Source organism: Burkholderia sp. Bp9004, assembly GCF_003858025.1.
Taxonomy (GTDB): Bacteria; Pseudomonadota; Gammaproteobacteria; order Burkholderiales; family Burkholderiaceae; genus Burkholderia; species Burkholderia diffusa.
On the sequence record NZ_QTQD01000014.1, the window covers coordinates 99,130 to 116,355 of the forward strand.

Genomic DNA, 17,226 nt, shown 5'->3' on the forward strand with positions numbered 1-17,226 from the left:
CGCTGCAAGCGGCCGGGGCAGTCCCGCCCGCCAATCCAGGGACAGATGTGCGGCGGACATGCACCGGCGGGCAGGCGGAATTCAATCCGATGCAGGCAACCTGGCCCGGTTTGAGGTCGGACTGCCCGCCGATACCGGCCGCATCGAACTTACGCGAGCAGCGACCGCAGCATCCACGCGGTCTTTTCATGCGTCTGCAGGCGCTGCGTCAGCAGGTCGGCGGTCGGCTCGTCGCTCGCCGCATCGGCGATCGGGAAGATTTCGCGCGCGGTGCGCACGACCGTCTCGTGCCCTTCTACGAGCTGACGGATCATCTCTTCCGCCCCCGGCACCCCGTTCGCTTCCGGCACCGACGACAGCTTCGTGAAATCCGCGAACGTGCCCGGCGCGACGACGCCGAGCGTGCGAATGCGCTCGGCGATCGAGTCGACCGCGAGCCACAGTTCGTTGTACTGCGCTTCGAACATCAGGTGCAGCGTGTTGAACATCGGACCCGTGACGTTCCAGTGGAAATTGTGGGTCTTCAGGTACAGCGAAAACGTATCGGCAAGCAGGCGCGACAGGCCATCCGCGATTTTCCTGCGGTCCTTGTCGCTGATGCCGATGTTGATCTGCGTGGCGTTGCCTTTCCTGGCCATCTTCGGAACTCCTCATTCGAAATGTTGAACCGGAGAAAATGCGCCGAGCAATTCGCATGCCGCGTTGCACGGCACCCGTTCGGGACTCGCCGCGCTCAGCCGCCAGCGCTCGACACGAGCGGCGCGAGCGCGTGCAGCGCCTGCGCGGCCAGCTCGGCCGCACCGCCGACGACGATCGCGAAACCGACGATACGCCGCGCCCACTCGGCCGGCGTGAACGCGGTGCGCATGTTCAGCATCGTTTGCGTCATGGTCGTCACTCCTTCGACAAGATCCTGGAAGAAAAAACGGCCGGTCGTGCGACCGGCCGTTTCACGTTACAGCGTGACTGCGTTACCGCATCGCGACATTCACGCGAGGTCGAAACGGTCGAGGTTCATCACCTTGTTCCAGGCCGCGACGAAATCGCGCACGAACTTCTCGTTCGCGTCCGCGCTGCCGTACACCTCGGCCAGCGCACGCAACTGCGAGTGCGAACCGAAGATCAGGTCGACGCGCGTACCCGTCCACTTGACCTGGCCCGTCGCTCGATCTCGCCCTTCGAACACGTCGTTAGCGGCCGACACCGGCTTCCACTCCGTGCCCATGTCGAGCAGGTTCACGAAGAAGTCGTTGGTCAGCGAGCCCGGACGATCGGTGAACACGCCGTGCCTTGCGTCACCGACGTTCGCGCCGAGCACACGCAGGCCGCCGACGAGCACCGTCAGCTCCGGCCCGCTCAGCGTCAGCAGCTGGGCCTTGTCGACCAGCAGCGCCTCCGCCGGCGTCTTGTACGCGCTCTTCAGGTAGTTGCGGAAACCGTCCGCAACCGGCTCGAGCACGGCCATCGCTTCGATATCGGTCTGCTCCTGCGACGCGTCCATCCGGCCCGGCGCGAACGGCACCGTCACGGCCACGCCCGCATTCTTCGCGGCCTGCTCGACGCCGGCTGCACCGGCCAGCACGATCAGGTCGGCGAGCGACACCTTCTTGCCGCCCGTCTGCGCATCGTTGAACGCCTTCTGCACGCCTTCGAGCGTTTCGAGCACCTTCGCAAGCTGCGCGGGCTGGTTGACTTCCCAGTCCTTCTGCGGCGCGAGGCGGATGCGCGCACCGTTCGCGCCGCCGCGCTTGTCCGAACCGCGGAACGTCGATGCGGACGCCCATGCGGTCGATACGAGCTGCGACACGCTCAACCCCGTCGCGAGGATCTTCGCCTTCAGCGCGGCAACATCGGCAGCGTCGATCAGCGCGTGGTCGACGGCCGGAATCGGGTCCTGCCACAGCAGTTGCTCGGCCGGCACTTCCGGGCCGAGATAGCGCGCACGCGGGCCCATGTCGCGGTGCGTGAGCTTGAACCAGGCGCGCGCGAACGCGTCGGCGAACTCGGCCGGGTTCTCGTAGAAGCGGCGCGAGATCTTCTCGTAGGCGGGGTCGAAACGCAGCGACAGGTCGGTCGTCAGCATCGTCGGGCGATGCTTTTTCGCCGGATCGAACGCATCCGGAATCACCTCGTCGGCGCCCTTCGCGACCCACTGATGCGCGCCGGCCGGGCTCTTCGTCAATTCCCATTCGTAGCTGAACAGGTGCTTGAAGAAATCGTTGCTCCACTTCGTCGGTGTCGACGTCCACGTCACTTCGAGGCCGCTCGTGATCGCGTCACGGCCCTTGCCCGATGCGTACGTGCTCTTCCAGCCGAGACCCTGCTGCTCGATGCCCGCCGCTTCCGGTTCCGGACCGACGTTCGATGCGGGGCCCGCGCCGTGCGTCTTGCCGAACGTATGGCCGCCGGCGATCAGCGCGACCGTTTCTTCGTCGTTCATCGCCATCCGCGCGAACGTCTCGCGGATATCGCGTGCCGCCGCGACCGGGTCGGGGTTGCCGTCCGGGCCTTCCGGGTTCACGTAGATGAGGCCCATCTGCACGGCCGCGAGCGGATTCTCGAGGTCACGGTCGCCCGAGTAACGGCTGTTCGGGCCGCCGCTCAGTTCCAGCCAGATCTTTTCCGAACCCCAGTAGACGTCGTCCGGCTCCCACGTGTCGACGCGGCCGCCGGCGAAGCCGAAGGTCTTGAAGCCCATCGATTCGAGCGCGACGTTGCCGGTCAGGATCATCAGGTCGGCCCACGAGATGTTGCGGCCGTATTTCTGCTTGATCGGCCACAGCAGCCGGCGCGCCTTGTCGAGGTTGCCGTTGTCCGGCCAGCTGTTCAGCGGGGCGAAGCGCTGTTGCCCGCCGCCCGCGCCGCCGCGGCCGTCGGCGGTCCGGTACGTGCCGGCGCTATGCCAGGCCATCCGGATGAACAGGCCGCCGTAGTGACCGAAGTCGGCCGGCCACCAGTCCTGCGACGTCGTCATCAGCGCCTGCAGGTCGCGCTTCACCGCCGCGAGGTCGAGCTTCTTGAACGCTTCCGCGTAGTCGAAATCCTTGTCCATCGGATCGGACAGCGCCGAGTGCCGATGCAGGATGTTGAGATTGAGCTGGTTCGGCCACCAGTCCTTGTTCGACGTGCCGCCGGCCGCCGTATGGTTGAACGGACATTTCGATTCGGTCGACATGCTTTTTTCTCCTTTACTTGCTCGTAAGCCCCCACTTGCCGGGCGCGGTTCGTGGAGCATTGCAGGGGGATGAAACGGAACAGGTTGGTCCTGTCGTGCTACGGGGTGTCAGGCGGAGTTGCCTTCGATGCGGGCTGCGGGACTTCGGACATGCAATGCTCCCTCATGGCTGAATGGCGGTGAGTCGGGGGAACACGGAACCGGGACGCCGCGGCACTCATCCGCCATACACACGGTCCGCCAGATACGCGAACGCTATCGGGCGCAGGCTTCGGGCCGCGGCCCTCGCGCGATTTACGACCACGTCGCGCGACGGGATGTTCCGCTGCGCGTGCTGCAATACCGACCGCATCATGACATCCTCCTTTGACATCTGCATTCAGTGTGCAAATCGGACCGCAGATCCAGTGCAATCCATGGAAGTGATTCTATGAATTTCTATCATTAATTTGAATTTGATAAATTTCATCTATTCGATAGGCAAAAATAAACGGGGTCGCTAGACCCCGTCCCTGGCCTGCCTCAGATGCACCGCACCCTGCTCAATTCATCGTCGCCGGCATGTCGAGCTTCGCGACGCCTGGCAGGTCGCACGCCGCGATCGCGTCGCTGATCGCGTCGATCGCCGGCATCCGCGTGAAGCTCTTGCGCCACACCAGCACGACGCGACGATCCGGCACCGGTTCGTTGAACGGCACGTACGACAGCAACTCGGCGTCGGGGCCGTTCGCGCGCGGGCCGACTTCGGCGACCGACATCCGCGGCAGCACCGTGATGCCGACACCGCTCGCGACCATATGGCGGATCGTCTCGAGCGACGACCCCTCGAAGGTCTTCTGGATACCGTCGGCCGTCTGCGAAAAGCGCATCAGCTCCGGGCACACGCCGAGCACGTGGTCGCGGAAACAGTGACCGTTGCCGAGCAGCAGCATGGTTTCCTGCTTCAGGTCCTCGGCGTCGATCTCGTGGCGCTTCTCCCACGGATGGCCGGCCGGCAGCGCGACGACGAACGGCTCGTCGTACAGCGGCCGCACCATCAGGCCGGTTTCGGGGAACGGCAGCGCCATGATCGCGGCGTCGATCTCGCCCTGCTTCAGCAGTTCGAGCAGCTTCAGCGTGTAATTCTCCTGCAGCATCAGCGGCATCTGCGGCACGCGCTGGATCATCTGCTTGACGAGCGTCGGCAGCAGGTACGGCCCGATCGTGTAGATCACGCCCAGACGGAACGGGCCGACGAGCGGGTCCTTGCCCTGCTTCGCGATCTCCTTGATCGCGAAGGTCTGCTCGAGCACGCGCTGCGCCTGCGTGACGATCTGGTCGCCGATCGGGGTCACGCTCACTTCGCTCGCGCCGCGCTCGAAAATCTGCACGTTGAGCTCGTCTTCCAGCTTCTTGATCGCCACCGATAGCGTCGGCTGGCTCACGAAGCATGCTTCGGCCGCGCGACCGAAATGCCGTTCTCGCGCGACCGCGACGATGTACTTCAATTCAGTCAGGGTCATTGTGGGTCAATCAGGATTATACAGGCGATAGGTTTAATTTATACACCCGTTGGCACCGGTTCGCCAAGTTTCTCTGCATCGCGATGCGCCGAATCACCGCCGAACGGCGGCTTCGTATCCGTCCCTGAATGCGCGAATCAGGCCTTCAGATACTGCTCCCGCCCGCCGAGCCAGCGTGCGAGGTGCTGCGTGACCACGTCGGGATACGCGGCGATCAGCCGCGCTGCCGCATCGCGGGCCGGGTCGATCAGCCAGCCGTCGGTCTCGAGGTTCGCGAAGCGCAGCATCGCGGCGCCGGACTGGCGCGCGCCGAGAAATTCGCCGGGGCCGCGAATTTCGAGGTCGCGCCGCGCGATCTCGAAGCCGTCGGTCGTCTCGCGCATCGTCTTCAGCCGCTCACGGCCGGTCAGCGACAGCGGGCCCGTGTACAGCAACACGCAGACCGACGCCGCGGTGCCGCGCCCGACGCGGCCGCGCAGCTGATGCAACTGCGCGAGGCCGAAGCGCTCCGCGTGCTCGATCACCATCAGGGACGCGTTCGGCACGTCGACGCCGACCTCGATCACGGTCGTCGCAACGAGCAACTGCACGTCGTTGCGCGTGAAGGCTTCCATCACGGCCGCCTTGTCGGCCGGCGACAGCCGCCCGTGCACGAGCCCGACCTTCAGTTCGGGCAGTGCCGCAGCCAGCGTCTCGTAGGTCTCCACGGCCGTCTGCAGCTGCAGCGTCTCGCTCTCCTCGATCAGCGGACACACCCAATAGACCTGGCGGCCGGTCAGCGCGGCCTCGCGCACGCGGGCAATCACCTCTTCGCGCCGCGCATCGCCGACGAGGCGCGTCAGCACCGGCGTGCGGCCCGGCGGCAATTCGTCAATCGTCGACACCTCGAGATCCGCGTAATACGTCATCGCGAGCGTGCGCGGAATCGGCGTGGCCGACATCATCAGCTGGTGCGGCTGGAAATCGCGCGCGCCGTTGGCCGCGTTCGCGGCCTTCGCGCGCAGCGCGAGACGCTGCTCGACGCCGAAGCGGTGCTGCTCGTCGACGATCACGAGGCCGAGCCGCGCGAATTCGACCGTGTCCTGGATGATCGCGTGCGTGCCGATCACGAGCTGCGCGGTGCCGAGCGCCGCGGCCTCGATCGCCGCGCGCTTCTCCTTCGCCTTCAGGCTGCCCGCGAGCCAGGCGACCGATACGCCGAGCGGTTCGAGCCACGCGCGCAGCTTGCGCGCATGCTGCTCCGCGAGGATTTCGGTCGGCGCCATCAGCGCGGCCTGGTAGCCGGCGTCGATCGCCTGCGTGGCCGCCAGCGCCGCGACGACCGTCTTGCCGCTGCCGACGTCGCCCTGCAGCAGACGCTGCATCGGATGCGCGAGCGTGAGGTCGTGCGCGATCTCGTCGACGACGCGCGACTGCGCGCCCGTCAGCGTGAACGGCAGCGCCGCGTAGAGACGCGTCGTCAGCGCGTCGGCATCGGTCGCGGTGCGGCGCGGCATCGCGGGCGCCGCGCGCGTGCGGCGCTCCTCGTGCGCACGCTTGAGCGACAGCTGCTGCGCGAGCAGTTCCTCGAACTTGATGCGGGTCCACGCCGGATGCGAGCCGTCCATCAGCGCGGCTTCATCGGAATCGACGCCCGGGTGGTGCAGGATGCGCACGGCCTGCGCGAGCGTCGGCACGCCGAGCGGCTTCAGGTAGTCGCGTTCGATCTCGGGCGGCAGCAGCTCGGGCAGCGGCGTGCGCTCGACCGCGTTCTCGATCGCCTTGCGCAGATAGGCTTGCGACACGCCGGCCGTGCTCGGATAGACGGGCGTGAGCACCTGCGGCAGCGGCGCATCGGCTTCGACGACGCGCACGGCCGGATGCACCATCTCCATCCCGAAGAAGCCGCCGCGCACGTCGCCGCGCACGCGCAGCCGCTGGCCGACCGCCATCTGCTTGACCTGCGAGCCGTAGAAATTGAGAAAGCGCAGCACGAGCTGCTCGCCGTCGTCGTCCTGGATCTTCACGACGAGTTGGCGCCGCGGCCGATATGCGACTTCGTTGTCGAACACCACGCCCTCGGTCTGCGCGATGCCGCCCGGCAGCAGTTCGCCGATCGGCGTGAGCGTGGTTTCGTCCTCGTAGCGCATCGGCAGATGCAGCACGAGATCGATCGAGCGTGTGAGGCCGAGCTTCGCAAGCTTGTCGGCGGTCTTCACGGGTTTGTCGGCAGCCGGCTTCTTCTTGCGCTTCGCGCCGGGCGTACCGGCTGCCCCCGCGTCGTCGCTGCCCGCGCCCGGTTCGACGTCGGGCGCGGCGGCGGCCGGCTGCGCGAGCCGCCCGTCGGCGCCGCGCTTCGGGCCCGCGCGGCGCGGCGCGGCACCGCGCGGCTCGACACTTTGCGCGTGTAACGCAGCATCGTCCGCGTCGAACGGATCGGCGGAATCGGCAACAGCGGCGGAGGAACGGCGTGGTGACACAGGCATCGGATCGTCTGAGTGCTTCGCAAGGCAAGTACAATAGCGGCTTTCACGTCGTCCGAACGAACGACGCCGGCCAGGCCGCGCATCCCGCCATCATAGCGGCTTGCGCGCCCCATTCATGCGTTTCCGCCCTGTCGGCGGCGCCCGCCGGCCGTTTCGAACCAGCCCGCATGTTCACGCTTTCCGATTTCGATTTCAATCTGCCTCCCGAGCTGATTGCGCAAACCGCACTGCCCGACCGCACCGCGAGCCGCCTGCTCGAGGTCGATGGCACCGTCGAGCCCGCGCGCCTCGTCGACCGCCGCTTCGCCGAGCTGCCGTCGTGCATCGCGCCGGGCGACCTGCTCGTGTTCAACGATACCAAGGTGCTGAAGGCGCGCTTCTTCGGCCAGAAGGCCAGTGGCGGCAAGATCGAGGTGCTGATCGAGCGCGTGACCGGCACGCACACCGCGCTCGCGCAGATCCGCGCGAGCAAGTCGCCGGGCGCCGGCACGACGCTGCGCCTCGCCGACGCGTTCGACGTGACGGTCGGCGAGCGCGTCGAGCCGTTCTTCACGCTGCATTTCCCGGAGCCGTGCCTCACGCTGATCGAGCAGCACGGCCGCCTGCCGCTGCCGCCGTACATCGAGCACGACGCCGACGCGAACGACGAGACGCGCTACCAGACCGTCTATGCGAGCAACCCGGGCGCGGTCGCGGCGCCCACGGCCGGGCTCCATTTCGACCAGCCGCTGCTCGACAAGCTCGACGCCATGGGCGTCGAGCGTGCGACGCTGACGCTGCACGTGGGCGCCGGAACGTTCCAGCCGGTGCGCGTCGAGAACATCGCCGAGCACCGGATGCACAGCGAGTGGTACGACCTGCCGCAATCACTCGTCGACAAGATCGCCGCGACCCGCGCGCGCGGCGGCAACGTGATCGCGGTCGGCACGACGTCGATGCGCGCGCTCGAAGCCGCGGCGCGCAGCGCCGACGAAGCGGGCCGCCCGCTCGCGGCGACGCAGGCCGAGACCGACATCTTCATCACGCCGGGCTACGGTTTCCGCGTCGTCGATCGGCTCGTGACGAACTTCCACCTGCCGAAGTCGACCCTGCTGATGCTGGTGTCCGCGTTCGCGGGCGTCGAGACGATCCGCGCCGCGTACCGGCACGCGATCGACGAACGCTACCGCTTCTTCAGCTACGGCGATGCGATGCTGCTCACGCGGCGCGACACGCCGGAGGCGCCGCGCGCGTAAGCGAGGCAGGTGCGAAGACGCACCGGCCCGCGACCGCGCAGCCGCCGTGGCTCCCGTTGTCCCGCTGCGCGCGCTCGGATGGCGCGCGCCCGCTTTTCCCAGCCGCCGGCTTGCCGGCGGCGTTTCCAACATGCGCCGGACTGTTCTCCGGTGGCAAGGAGAATGACGCGATGACCGAAGGTTCATCCCACGATACGCACGCTCCCGTGCAGGACCGCCCGGCCAACGGGCTCGAATTCGAACTGCTGACGACCGACGGCCATGCGCGCCGCGGCCGCGTGAAGCTCAACCACGGCGTGGTCGAGACGCCGATCTTCATGCCGGTCGGCACGTACGGCACCGTGAAGGCGATCCAGCCGCGCGAGTTGCACGAGATCAAGGCGCAGATCATTCTCGGCAACACGTTCCACCTGTGGCTGCGCCCCGGCCTCGAGACGATCGACGCGCACGGCGGCCTGCACGGCTTCATGGGCTGGAACAAGCCGATCCTGACCGACTCGGGCGGCTTCCAGGTGTTCTCGCTCGGCGACCTGCGCAAGATCACCGAGGACGGCGTGACGTTCGCATCGCCGATCAACGGCGACAAGCTGTTCCTGTCGCCGGAAGTGTCGATGCAGATCCAGAAGGTGCTGAACTCCGACATCGTGATGCAGTTCGACGAATGCACGCCGTACGCGACCAACGGCGTGCCGACCACGCACAAGGAAGCGGCCGACTCGATGCGCATGTCGCTGCGCTGGGCGAAACGCTCGCTCGACGAGTTCGACCGGCTCGGCAACCCGAACGCGCTGTTCGGGATCGTCCAGGGCGGGATGTTCGAGGACCTGCGCGACGAATCGCTCGCGGGCCTGTCGGAGCTCGGCTTCCACGGCCTCGCGATCGGCGGGCTGTCGGTCGGCGAGCCGAAGGAAGACATGATGCGCGTGCTGCGCCACGTCGGCCCGAAGCTGCCGGCCAACAAGCCGCACTACCTGATGGGCGTCGGCACGCCGGAGGATCTGGTCGAGGGCGTCGCGAACGGCGTCGACATGTTCGACTGCGTGATGCCGACCCGCAACGCACGCAACGGGTGGCTCTTCACGCGCTTCGGCGACGTGAAGATCCGCAACGCGACGCACAAGAATTCGCTGAAGCCGCTCGACGCGAGCTGCACGTGCTACACGTGCCAGAACTTCTCGCGCGGCTACCTGCACCACCTGCACCGCGTCGGCGAAATCCTCGGCGCGCAGCTCAACACGATCCACAACCTGCACTACTACCTGCAGTTGATGAGCGAGATCCGCGACGCGATCGAGACCCATACGTTCGACGCGTTCCGCCAGCGCTTCGCGGAGGATCGCGCAAGAGGGGTCGACTGACCGGCCGGCGGGCCGCGTGGCTGCGCACCGCTGCCCGCACCGCGCCACGTCACATAGGATGTGTACTAAATATCGCGTCCCGACCGCCAGTTGTGGCCGCCGAATATTACAATTACCTTTCCAAACGCGTCGCAACGGTGCCGTTTCATGCTTTAACAGCTTGATCCGAAAGCGCATTTGCTGCGCCGTTTGCACATGGGGCCGGTGGTAGAATAACCGGCTTAATTTTCGATCTTCCCCTACGGAGAGACCAACGTGCCGTTCATTTCCAATGCCTTCGCGCAAGGTGCCGGTGGCGCCGAATCGAGCCTGATGAGCTTCCTGCCGCTCATCCTGATGTTCGCGGTGCTGTACTTCATCATGATCCGTCCGCAGATGAAGCGCCAGAAGGAACACCGCAACATGCTCGCGGCCATGGCGAAGGGCGACGAAGTCGTCACGAGCGGCGGCCTCGTCGGCAAGGTGACGAAGGTCACCGAAGGCTACATCGGCGTCGAAATCGCCGAAGGCACCGAAATCACCGTGCAGAAGGCTGCGGTCACGACCATTCTGCCGAAGGGCACGATCAAGTCGCTGTAAGGCTTTCACCGAGCGTCCGGCTCCCCGCGTCGTGCCCGCCTGAGAGAGCGGGCCGCCGCGGCGCCGGACGCGACGCTTTCACGCCAACCACCCGTTCGGCCCCCTCATGAATCGTTATCCACTCTGGAAATATGTCGTGATGGTCGTGGCGCTCGCCATCGGCCTTCTGTACACATTGCCCAACTTCTTCGGCGAAGCGCCGGCGGTGCAGGTGTCGAGCGGCAAGGCCACGGTCAAGCTCGACTCGACCACGCTGACCCAGGTCGAATCCGCGCTCGCCTCCGCGCAGATCACGCCGGACGACGTCACCTTCGAGAACACGGCGTCCAACGCGAACATCCGCGTGCGCCTGAAGGACACCGATACGCAACTGCGCGTCAAGGACCTGCTGCAGAAGTCGCTGAACGCCGATCCGAACGATCCGCAGTACGTCGTCGCACTGAACCTGCAAAGCGCGTCGCCGCGCTGGCTGACCGCGCTGCACGCACTGCCGATGTATCTCGGCCTCGACCTGCGCGGCGGTGTCCACTTCCTGCTCCAGGTCGACATGACGGGCGCGCTCACGAAGAAGCTCGACTCCGACGCATCCGATGCGCGCACGCTGCTGCGCGACAAGAACATCCGCGACGGCGGCGTGAGCCGCGTCGACCAGTCCGTCGTCGTCAATTTCAGCGACGCGCAGACGGCGGAAGACGCCCGCAAGGTGCTCGCCGCGTCGGTCACCGAACTGCAATGGGCGACCCAGCCCGGCGGCGGCGGCACGCAAGTCGTCGGCACGTTCACGCCGGCCGTGCAGAAGGCCGTCGAGGACGCCGCGCTCAAGCAGAACCTGACGACGCTCCACAACCGCGTGAACGAACTCGGCGTGTCCGAGCCGATCCTGCAACAGCAAGGCAGCGACCGCATCGTCGTCGAACTGCCGGGCGTGCAGGACACCGCGAAGGCGAAGGACATCATCGGCCGCACCGCGACGCTCGAGGCGCGCCTCGCCGATCCGATCAACACGCACCCGAACCCGAACGACCCCGTGCCGCCGGGCGAGGAGCTGTTCACGCAGGGCAACCAGGCGCCCGTTCTGCTGAAGAAGGAAGTGATCTTCACCGGCGACCGCATCATCGATGCGTCGGCCGGCTTCGACGAACACCAGCGTCCGTCGGTCAACATCCGCCTCGACTCGGCGGGTGGCCGCTCGGTGCGCGCGGTGTCGCGCGAGAACATCGGCAAGCCGATGGCGATGGTGCTGTTCGAGAAGGGCAAGGGGGAGGTGCTGACGGTCGCGACGATCCAGTCCGAACTCGGCGACCGCTTCCAGATCACGGGCCAGCCGACGCCGCAGGCGGCGGCAGACCTCGCGCTGCTGCTGCGCGCCGGTTCGCTCGCCGCACCGATGGACATCATCGAGGAACGCACGATCGGCCCGAGCCTCGGCGCGGACAACATCAAGATGGGCGTCCACTCGGTGATCTGGGGCTTCTGCGCGATCGCCGTGTTCATGATCGCGTACTACATGCTGTTCGGCGTGATCTCGGTGATCGGCCTGTCCGTGAACCTGCTGCTGCTCGTCGCGGTGCTGTCGCTGATGCAGGCGACGCTGACGCTGCCGGGTATCGCCGCAATCGCGCTCGCGCTCGGCATGGCGATCGACTCGAACGTGCTGATCAACGAGCGCGTGCGTGAAGAACTGCGCGCCGGCCAGCCGCCGCAGATCGCGATCCAGGCCGGCTACGCGCACGCGTGGGCGACGATTCTCGACTCGAACGTCACGACGCTGATCGCCGGCCTCGCGCTGCTCGCATTCGGCTCGGGCCCGGTTCGCGCGTTCGCGATCGTGCACTGCCTCGGCATCCTGACGTCGATGTTCTCCGCGGTGTTCTTCTCGCGCGGGATCGTCAACCTCTGGTACGGCGGCCGCAAGAAGCTGAAGTCGCTCGCGATCGGCCAGGTGTGGAAGCCGGAAGGCGCCACGGCTGGCGCCTCGTTCGCCGCGGCTGACGAATCGACCGATACCGCACGCGCCGCGAAGCTCGCCGCACCCGCGAAGGGCAACGCACCGCGCGCCGGCAAGCCGCAGCTGCGCAACCGCGCGCAGCAAGGCGTGTCGACGAAGAAACCGGGCTCGACCCAATAAGGCCCCGGAGACGAAGCCATGGAATTTTTCCGCATCCGTAAAGACATTCCGTTCATGCGGCACGCGCTGGTGTTCAACGTGATCTCGCTGGTCACGTTCCTCGCCGCCGTGTTCTTCCTGTTCCACCGCGGGCTGCACCTGTCCGTCGAATTCACCGGCGGCACGGTGATCGAGGTGCAGTACCAGCAGGCCGCGCAGCTCGAACCCGTGCGCGATACGCTCGGCAAGCTCGGCTACGCCGACGCGCAGGTGCAGAACTTCGGCACGTCGCGCAACGTGCTGATCCGCCTGCAGCTGAAGGAAGGCCTCACGTCCGCGCAGCAGAGCGACCAGGTGATGACCGCGCTGAAGGCGCAGAGCCCGGACGTTACGCTGCAGCGCGTCGAGTTCGTCGGCCCGCAGGTCGGACGCGAACTCGCGACCGACGGTCTCCTCGCGCTCGCGTGCGTGGTGATCGGCATCGTGATCTACCTGTCGATCCGCTTCGAATGGAAGTACGCGGTCGCCGGCATCATTGCGAACCTGCACGACGTCGTGATCATTCTCGGCTTCTTCGCGTTCTTCCAGTGGGAGTTCTCGCTGGCGGTGCTCGCGGCGATTCTCGCGGTGCTCGGCTACTCGGTCAACGAGTCGGTCGTCATCTTCGACCGGATCCGCGAAACGTTCCGCCGCGAACGCAAGATGAGCGTGTCGGAGGTGATCAACCACGCGATCACGACCACGATGTCGCGGACGATCATCACGCACACGTCGACGGAAATGATGGTGTTGTCGATGTTCTTCTTCGGCGGCCCGACACTGCACTACTTCGCGCTCGCGCTGACGGTCGGCATCATGTTCGGCATCTACTCGTCGGTGTTCGTCGCGGGCTCGCTCGCGATGTGGCTCGGCATCAAGCGCGAAGACCTGATCAAGGAAAAGAAGACGGCGCACGATCCGGACGATCCGAACGCGGGCGCGCAGGTTTAAACACCGCGTCGTTTCGGCGGATACCAGAAGGCCGGTCCTGTTGGACCGGCCTTTCTTCATGCGCGAGCCGCGCCCGCTTCCTCCGGCGCGACCGCACGGGCCGTCGGCTACAATCGCTTCACCATCCCGCCCCGCCACCCGTCGAAGCCGCGGTCCTCATGATGCCTGCCACGCGTGTCGTTCATCGCATCGTCGCCTGGAGTACCGGTGCCGCCGCCGCGGCCGCGTTCGTTGCATGCGCATCGGCCGCCCGCGCGCAATCCGCGTCCGCCCCGCCCGCCGCTGCTGCTGCCGCAGCGTCACAACCGTCACCCTGCCCGCCCGACTGGGAACCGCAGCTCTGCGAACTGAAGGCCGCGGTCGAAGTGCTGAAGAAGCAGCACCTGACCGACGTCGACATCGGCGCGTTGCTCGACGCCACAGTGCACGACGGAATCAAGACGCTGCCGTATGCGCGCTTCTTCAACGCAAAGGAGGAACAGCAACGGCGCGACGACGAGCGCCGCGCACGCGACGGCACGCCGGGCATCGGCATCGTGTTCGAGACGCGGCCCGACGGCCTGCACATCATCGACGTGATCCCCGACGCGCCCGCCGAACAGGCCGGCGTGCGGCCCGACGATCTCGTCGTCGCGATGAACGACCGGAGCGTCGTCGGGATCGACAGCAGCGAGGTCGTGAATCTCGCGAAGGGCGACGCGGGCATGCCGCTGAAGCTCACGGTCCGGCGTGGTCCAAACCATTCGACGCTGACCTTCGCGCCGGTCCGCGCAATCGTCCGGCCACACCCGGCAACCGCCAAGCGGCTCGCCGGCGACATCCTGTACACGCGGCTGTCGAGCTTCCCGGAGCCCGCGGTCGGCAACTATATCGACGCGGTGCAGGCCACGCGCCGCACGGGGCCGCCAGTGAAAGGCGTGATCCTCGATCTGCGCATCAACGGCGGCGGCGCGCTGAATGCGGCGATCGGCATCACCGCGCTGTTCGCCGGGCGCGACCGCACCGCGATGGTGACGCTCGAGCGCGACGGCACGAAGCGTCGCCGCTTCACGACCAACTGGCCCGACTACGAACTGCCGGTCATGCACGGCCAGGATCCGCTCGCACCGCTGCAGGCAGACGACTGGTGGCGCAGCGTGCCGCTCGTCGTGCTCGTCGACGGACAGAGCGCGTCGGCCGCCGAAGCGACAGCGGCGGCACTGAAGGACCTCGGCCGCGCGCGGCTGCTCGGGATGCCGACCTACGGAAAGGGGCTCGCGCAGACCGGCGTCGACCTGATCGACGGCACACGCGTCAATTTCACGTTCGCGCGCAACCTGCGGCCGAACGGCTGCCCGATGGACGGTTACGGCGTCGTGCCGGACTGGCTCGTGCCGCCGCGCCACGACTCGGACGTCGACGGCGTGCTGCTGTGGTACCGCGAAGTCGATCTCGCCCGCGCGCCGTATGCGGACCGGCTGGCGCCCGATCCGTTCGCGCAGGTACGCAAGGCACGGCAGAAACTGCGCGAAGCGCGCGTGCGCGAGAAAATCGATACGTCGAAGAGCGCGGCGCTGCCGCAGCGGGAATTCGGCACCGATGCCGACTGGCAGCTCCGGCAGGCGCTTGACGCACTCGCCGGCCGGCCGGTGCAGACCATCGCCGCGCCCGCGCAACTGATGCCGGCGCAGCCGGTATGCGAGCGCGGCAGCGACTGACGCGCCGCCGCGCACCCCGCGTCACCGGAACCCGAACCGTCGGCGCAGCACGATCAGCGCCGCGAGGCTCAGCACGGCCGCGAACATCAGGTAGAAGCTCGGCGCGGTCTTCATCCCGGTTGCGCGGATCAGCCACGCGATGATGAACGGCCCGAAGCCACCGAAGATCGTCACCGCGACGTTATACGCAAGCGACATCCCGGTCGTGCGCGTCTGCACCGGAAACACTTCGGACAGCAGCCCGGGCAGCGCCGCGAAATAGCCGGTCATCAGGAACGCGAGCAGCACCTGCAGCGCGATCAGCGTGCCGAAGCCCGGATGCGCGACCAGGTACGCGAACGCCGGATAGATCAGCACGAGGATGCCGACGGCCGGCGCGAGCATCACGCGCACGCGTCCGTAACGATCCGACCAGTGGCCGACGAGCGGTGCGAACGCCATCTGGATCACGCCGACGACGAGGATCGCGGCAAACGCGGCCGACGGCGCAAGGCCGAGCTGCTTCACGCCGTAGGTCGGCATGAACAGCACGAGATAGGTCGCGACGGTGCCGAGCACCACCACGCCCATCGCGGCGACGAGCCGTGCCTTGTGCGACGCGAACGTGTCGCGCAGCGGGCTCGCGGTGCTTTCGGCGGCGAGGAATTCGGGCGTCTCGTCGACCTTCGAGCGGATGTAGTACGCGACGGGCCCGAGCAGCAGCCCGAAGAAGAACGGGATGCGCCATCCCCACACGGCCATCTGGTCGGCGGTGAGCTGCGCGTTCAGCACGGTGCCGAAGCCGGCGGCAAGCAGCGTCGTGAGCCCCTGGCTCGCGACCTGCCAGCTCGCGAAGAAGCCGCGCCGGCCCGGCACGTGCTCGGCCAGGAACGCGGTCGCGCTGCCGAATTCGCCGCCGGCGGAGAAACCCTGCATCAGCCGCGCGGCGACGAGGATCAGCGGCGCGGCAACGCCGATCGTCTGGTAGGTCGGCAGCACCGCGATCACCAGCGTGCCGGCCATCATCAGCAGGATCGACAGCGTAAGCGCGGCCTTGCGGCCCGCGCGGTCGGCGTACGCGCCGAGCACGATCGCGCCGAGCGGGCGCATGAAGAACGACACGCCGAACGTGCCGAGCGTGAGCAACAGCGACACGGTATCGTTGCCGGCCGGAAAGAACAGCTTCGAGATCGTCACCGCGAAGAAGCCGTAGACGACGAGGTCGAACCACTCGAGCGCGTTACCGATCGACGCGGCGACCACCGCGCGCCACACGCGCGGCGACGAGGCAATGGAGCTGGACTGCGTGACGGCGTGCATCGGCGATCTCCTTGTCGTTGTACGTTGTGTCGGGCGCGCCGATTCTCGCGCCGCGCGCTGCGCCGACGATTATAGGCGCGCAAAAAAAACCGCCGCGCCCCCTGAAAACGGGAGCGCGGCGGCTGGCTCGCGACGGGCCGGCGGCGTGACGCGGCGGCCAGCCCGGCCGCGCGCGTTACTGCTGCTTGACGGCTTCGGCCGTGATCAGCAGCTTCGTCTTCATCTTGAAGCCGTACTGCTTGCCGTAGTCGAGGCCGAAATCGTCGCGGCTGAATTCGCCGACGGCGTCAACGCCGCACACTTCGCGCTTGAGCATCGGATGCGGCATGCACTTGAACGAATCGATCTTCAGCGTGACCGGCTTCGTGACGCCGTGCAGCGTCAGGTTACCGACCACCGACACCGGCTTGTCGCCGTCGAACTTGATGGCGCCCTTGTAGTTCGCCTGCGGGAACTTGGAGACGTCGAAGAACTCAGCCGTCTGCAGGTGCTCGTCGAGCTTCGCGCTGCCCGTGTGGATCGACGCGATGTCGGTCGTCACGTCGACCGTACCGGTCTTCGCCGCGCGGTCGAGCGTCACGGTGCCGCTCGACTTGTCGAACTTGCCGCGCCAGACCGACAGGCCGCCGAAGTGGTCGGCCTCGAAGCTCGGGTACGTATGGCTCGGGTCGAACTGGTACGTCGCGCTGTCAGCGAATGCCGAGAACGACAGCGAAGCGGCCAGCGCGCCCGCGGCGATGATCAGATGCTTTTTCAAATGCTTTCTCCTTGGAACGGCGCCGCGCCCTCGCGCGGCATTCGGGGTGATGCGACAACCCG

The 17,226-nt window shown here is 67.0% G+C and carries 13 protein-coding genes; 6 read left to right on the forward strand and 7 right to left on the reverse strand.

Features of this window, described 5'->3' with window-relative positions:
- Positions 1–149: 149 nt before the first annotated feature.
- From DIE08_RS17300 to recG, 5 genes are all read right to left on the reverse strand, one after another.
- Complete coding sequence (locus tag DIE08_RS17300) at positions 150–638, reverse strand: Dps family protein (RefSeq protein ID WP_124902672.1); 489 nt, start codon at positions 636–638, stop codon at positions 150–152.
- A 95-nt stretch (positions 639–733) separates the two neighbouring features.
- Positions 734–889 carry a hypothetical protein gene (locus DIE08_RS35690; RefSeq protein ID WP_185715873.1) on the reverse strand — a complete coding sequence of 52 codons (156 nt, stop codon included), beginning with the start codon at positions 887–889 and terminating at the stop codon, positions 734–736.
- A 99-nt stretch (positions 890–988) separates the two neighbouring features.
- Entirely contained in the window at positions 989–3,175 is a 2,187-nt protein-coding gene (katG, locus tag DIE08_RS17305; RefSeq protein ID WP_124902674.1) for a catalase/peroxidase HPI, read from the reverse strand.
- A 542-nt stretch (positions 3,176–3,717) separates the two neighbouring features.
- On the reverse strand, positions 3,718–4,677 hold the full coding sequence (locus DIE08_RS17310; protein ID WP_059608281.1) for a hydrogen peroxide-inducible genes activator: 960 nt from the start codon (positions 4,675–4,677) through the stop codon (positions 3,718–3,720).
- Between the two features lie 137 nt (positions 4,678–4,814).
- Positions 4,815–7,142, reverse strand: coding sequence for an ATP-dependent DNA helicase RecG (recG, locus tag DIE08_RS17315; RefSeq protein WP_124902676.1), 2,328 nt, complete (start codon positions 7,140–7,142; stop codon positions 4,815–4,817).
- A gap of 167 nt (positions 7,143–7,309) precedes the next feature.
- On the opposite strand from recG, the gene queA reads away from it, so the two are divergent.
- From queA to DIE08_RS17345, 6 genes are all read left to right on the forward strand, one after another.
- On the forward strand, positions 7,310–8,377 hold the full coding sequence (gene queA, locus DIE08_RS17320) for a tRNA preQ1(34) S-adenosylmethionine ribosyltransferase-isomerase QueA (protein WP_059608279.1): 1,068 nt from the start codon (positions 7,310–7,312) through the stop codon (positions 8,375–8,377).
- A gap of 170 nt (positions 8,378–8,547) precedes the next feature.
- Complete coding sequence (tgt, locus tag DIE08_RS17325; protein WP_059608278.1) at positions 8,548–9,735, forward strand: tRNA guanosine(34) transglycosylase Tgt; 1,188 nt, start codon at positions 8,548–8,550, stop codon at positions 9,733–9,735.
- 255 nt (positions 9,736–9,990) lie between these two features.
- Entirely contained in the window at positions 9,991–10,314 is a 324-nt protein-coding gene (yajC, locus tag DIE08_RS17330; protein WP_006476868.1) for a preprotein translocase subunit YajC, read from the forward strand.
- Positions 10,315–10,420: 106 nt separating this feature from the next.
- Positions 10,421–12,442, forward strand: a complete 2,022-nt coding sequence (gene secD, locus DIE08_RS17335) for a protein translocase subunit SecD (RefSeq protein ID WP_059608277.1) — start codon at positions 10,421–10,423, stop codon at positions 12,440–12,442.
- An 18-nt stretch (positions 12,443–12,460) separates the two neighbouring features.
- Positions 12,461–13,411 (forward strand): protein translocase subunit SecF, encoded by a 951-nt coding sequence (gene secF, locus DIE08_RS17340; RefSeq protein ID WP_059465429.1) that lies wholly within the window; start codon positions 12,461–12,463, stop codon positions 13,409–13,411.
- Positions 13,412–13,569: 158 nt separating this feature from the next.
- Complete coding sequence (locus tag DIE08_RS17345; RefSeq protein ID WP_185715874.1) at positions 13,570–15,108, forward strand: S41 family peptidase; 1,539 nt, start codon at positions 13,570–13,572, stop codon at positions 15,106–15,108.
- Positions 15,109–15,129: 21 nt separating this feature from the next.
- On the opposite strand, the gene DIE08_RS17350 is transcribed toward DIE08_RS17345, so the two are convergent.
- Positions 15,130–16,407, reverse strand: coding sequence for an MFS transporter (locus DIE08_RS17350; protein WP_059608275.1), 1,278 nt, complete (start codon positions 16,405–16,407; stop codon positions 15,130–15,132).
- 175 nt (positions 16,408–16,582) lie between these two features.
- Positions 16,583–17,164, reverse strand: coding sequence for a YceI family protein (locus DIE08_RS17360; protein WP_059535372.1), 582 nt, complete (start codon positions 17,162–17,164; stop codon positions 16,583–16,585).
- Between the last annotated feature and the right edge of the window lie 62 nt (positions 17,165–17,226).

Bases quoted from the DNA above. Each gene is read 5' to 3' on its own strand.
- DIE08_RS17300 (WP_124902672.1), bottom strand. From the start codon at position 638: ATGGCCAGGAAAGGCAACGCCACGCAGATCAACATCGGCATCAGCGAC.
- DIE08_RS35690 (WP_185715873.1), bottom strand. From the start codon at position 889: ATGACGCAAACGATGCTGAACATGCGCACCGCGTTCACGCCGGCCGAG.
- katG (WP_124902674.1), bottom strand. From the start codon at position 3,175: ATGTCGACCGAATCGAAATGTCCGTTCAACCATACGGCGGCCGGCGGC.
- DIE08_RS17310 (WP_059608281.1), bottom strand. From the start codon at position 4,677: ATGACCCTGACTGAATTGAAGTACATCGTCGCGGTCGCGCGAGAACGG.
- recG (WP_124902676.1), bottom strand. From the start codon at position 7,142: ATGCCTGTGTCACCACGCCGTTCCTCCGCCGCTGTTGCCGATTCCGCC.
- queA (WP_059608279.1), top strand. From the start codon at position 7,310: ATGTTCACGCTTTCCGATTTCGATTTCAATCTGCCTCCCGAGCTGATT.
- tgt (WP_059608278.1), top strand. From the start codon at position 8,548: ATGACCGAAGGTTCATCCCACGATACGCACGCTCCCGTGCAGGACCGC.
- secD (WP_059608277.1), top strand. From the start codon at position 10,421: ATGAATCGTTATCCACTCTGGAAATATGTCGTGATGGTCGTGGCGCTC.
- secF (WP_059465429.1), top strand. From the start codon at position 12,461: ATGGAATTTTTCCGCATCCGTAAAGACATTCCGTTCATGCGGCACGCG.
- DIE08_RS17345 (WP_185715874.1), top strand. From the start codon at position 13,570: ATGATGCCTGCCACGCGTGTCGTTCATCGCATCGTCGCCTGGAGTACC.
- DIE08_RS17350 (WP_059608275.1), bottom strand. From the start codon at position 16,407: ATGCACGCCGTCACGCAGTCCAGCTCCATTGCCTCGTCGCCGCGCGTG.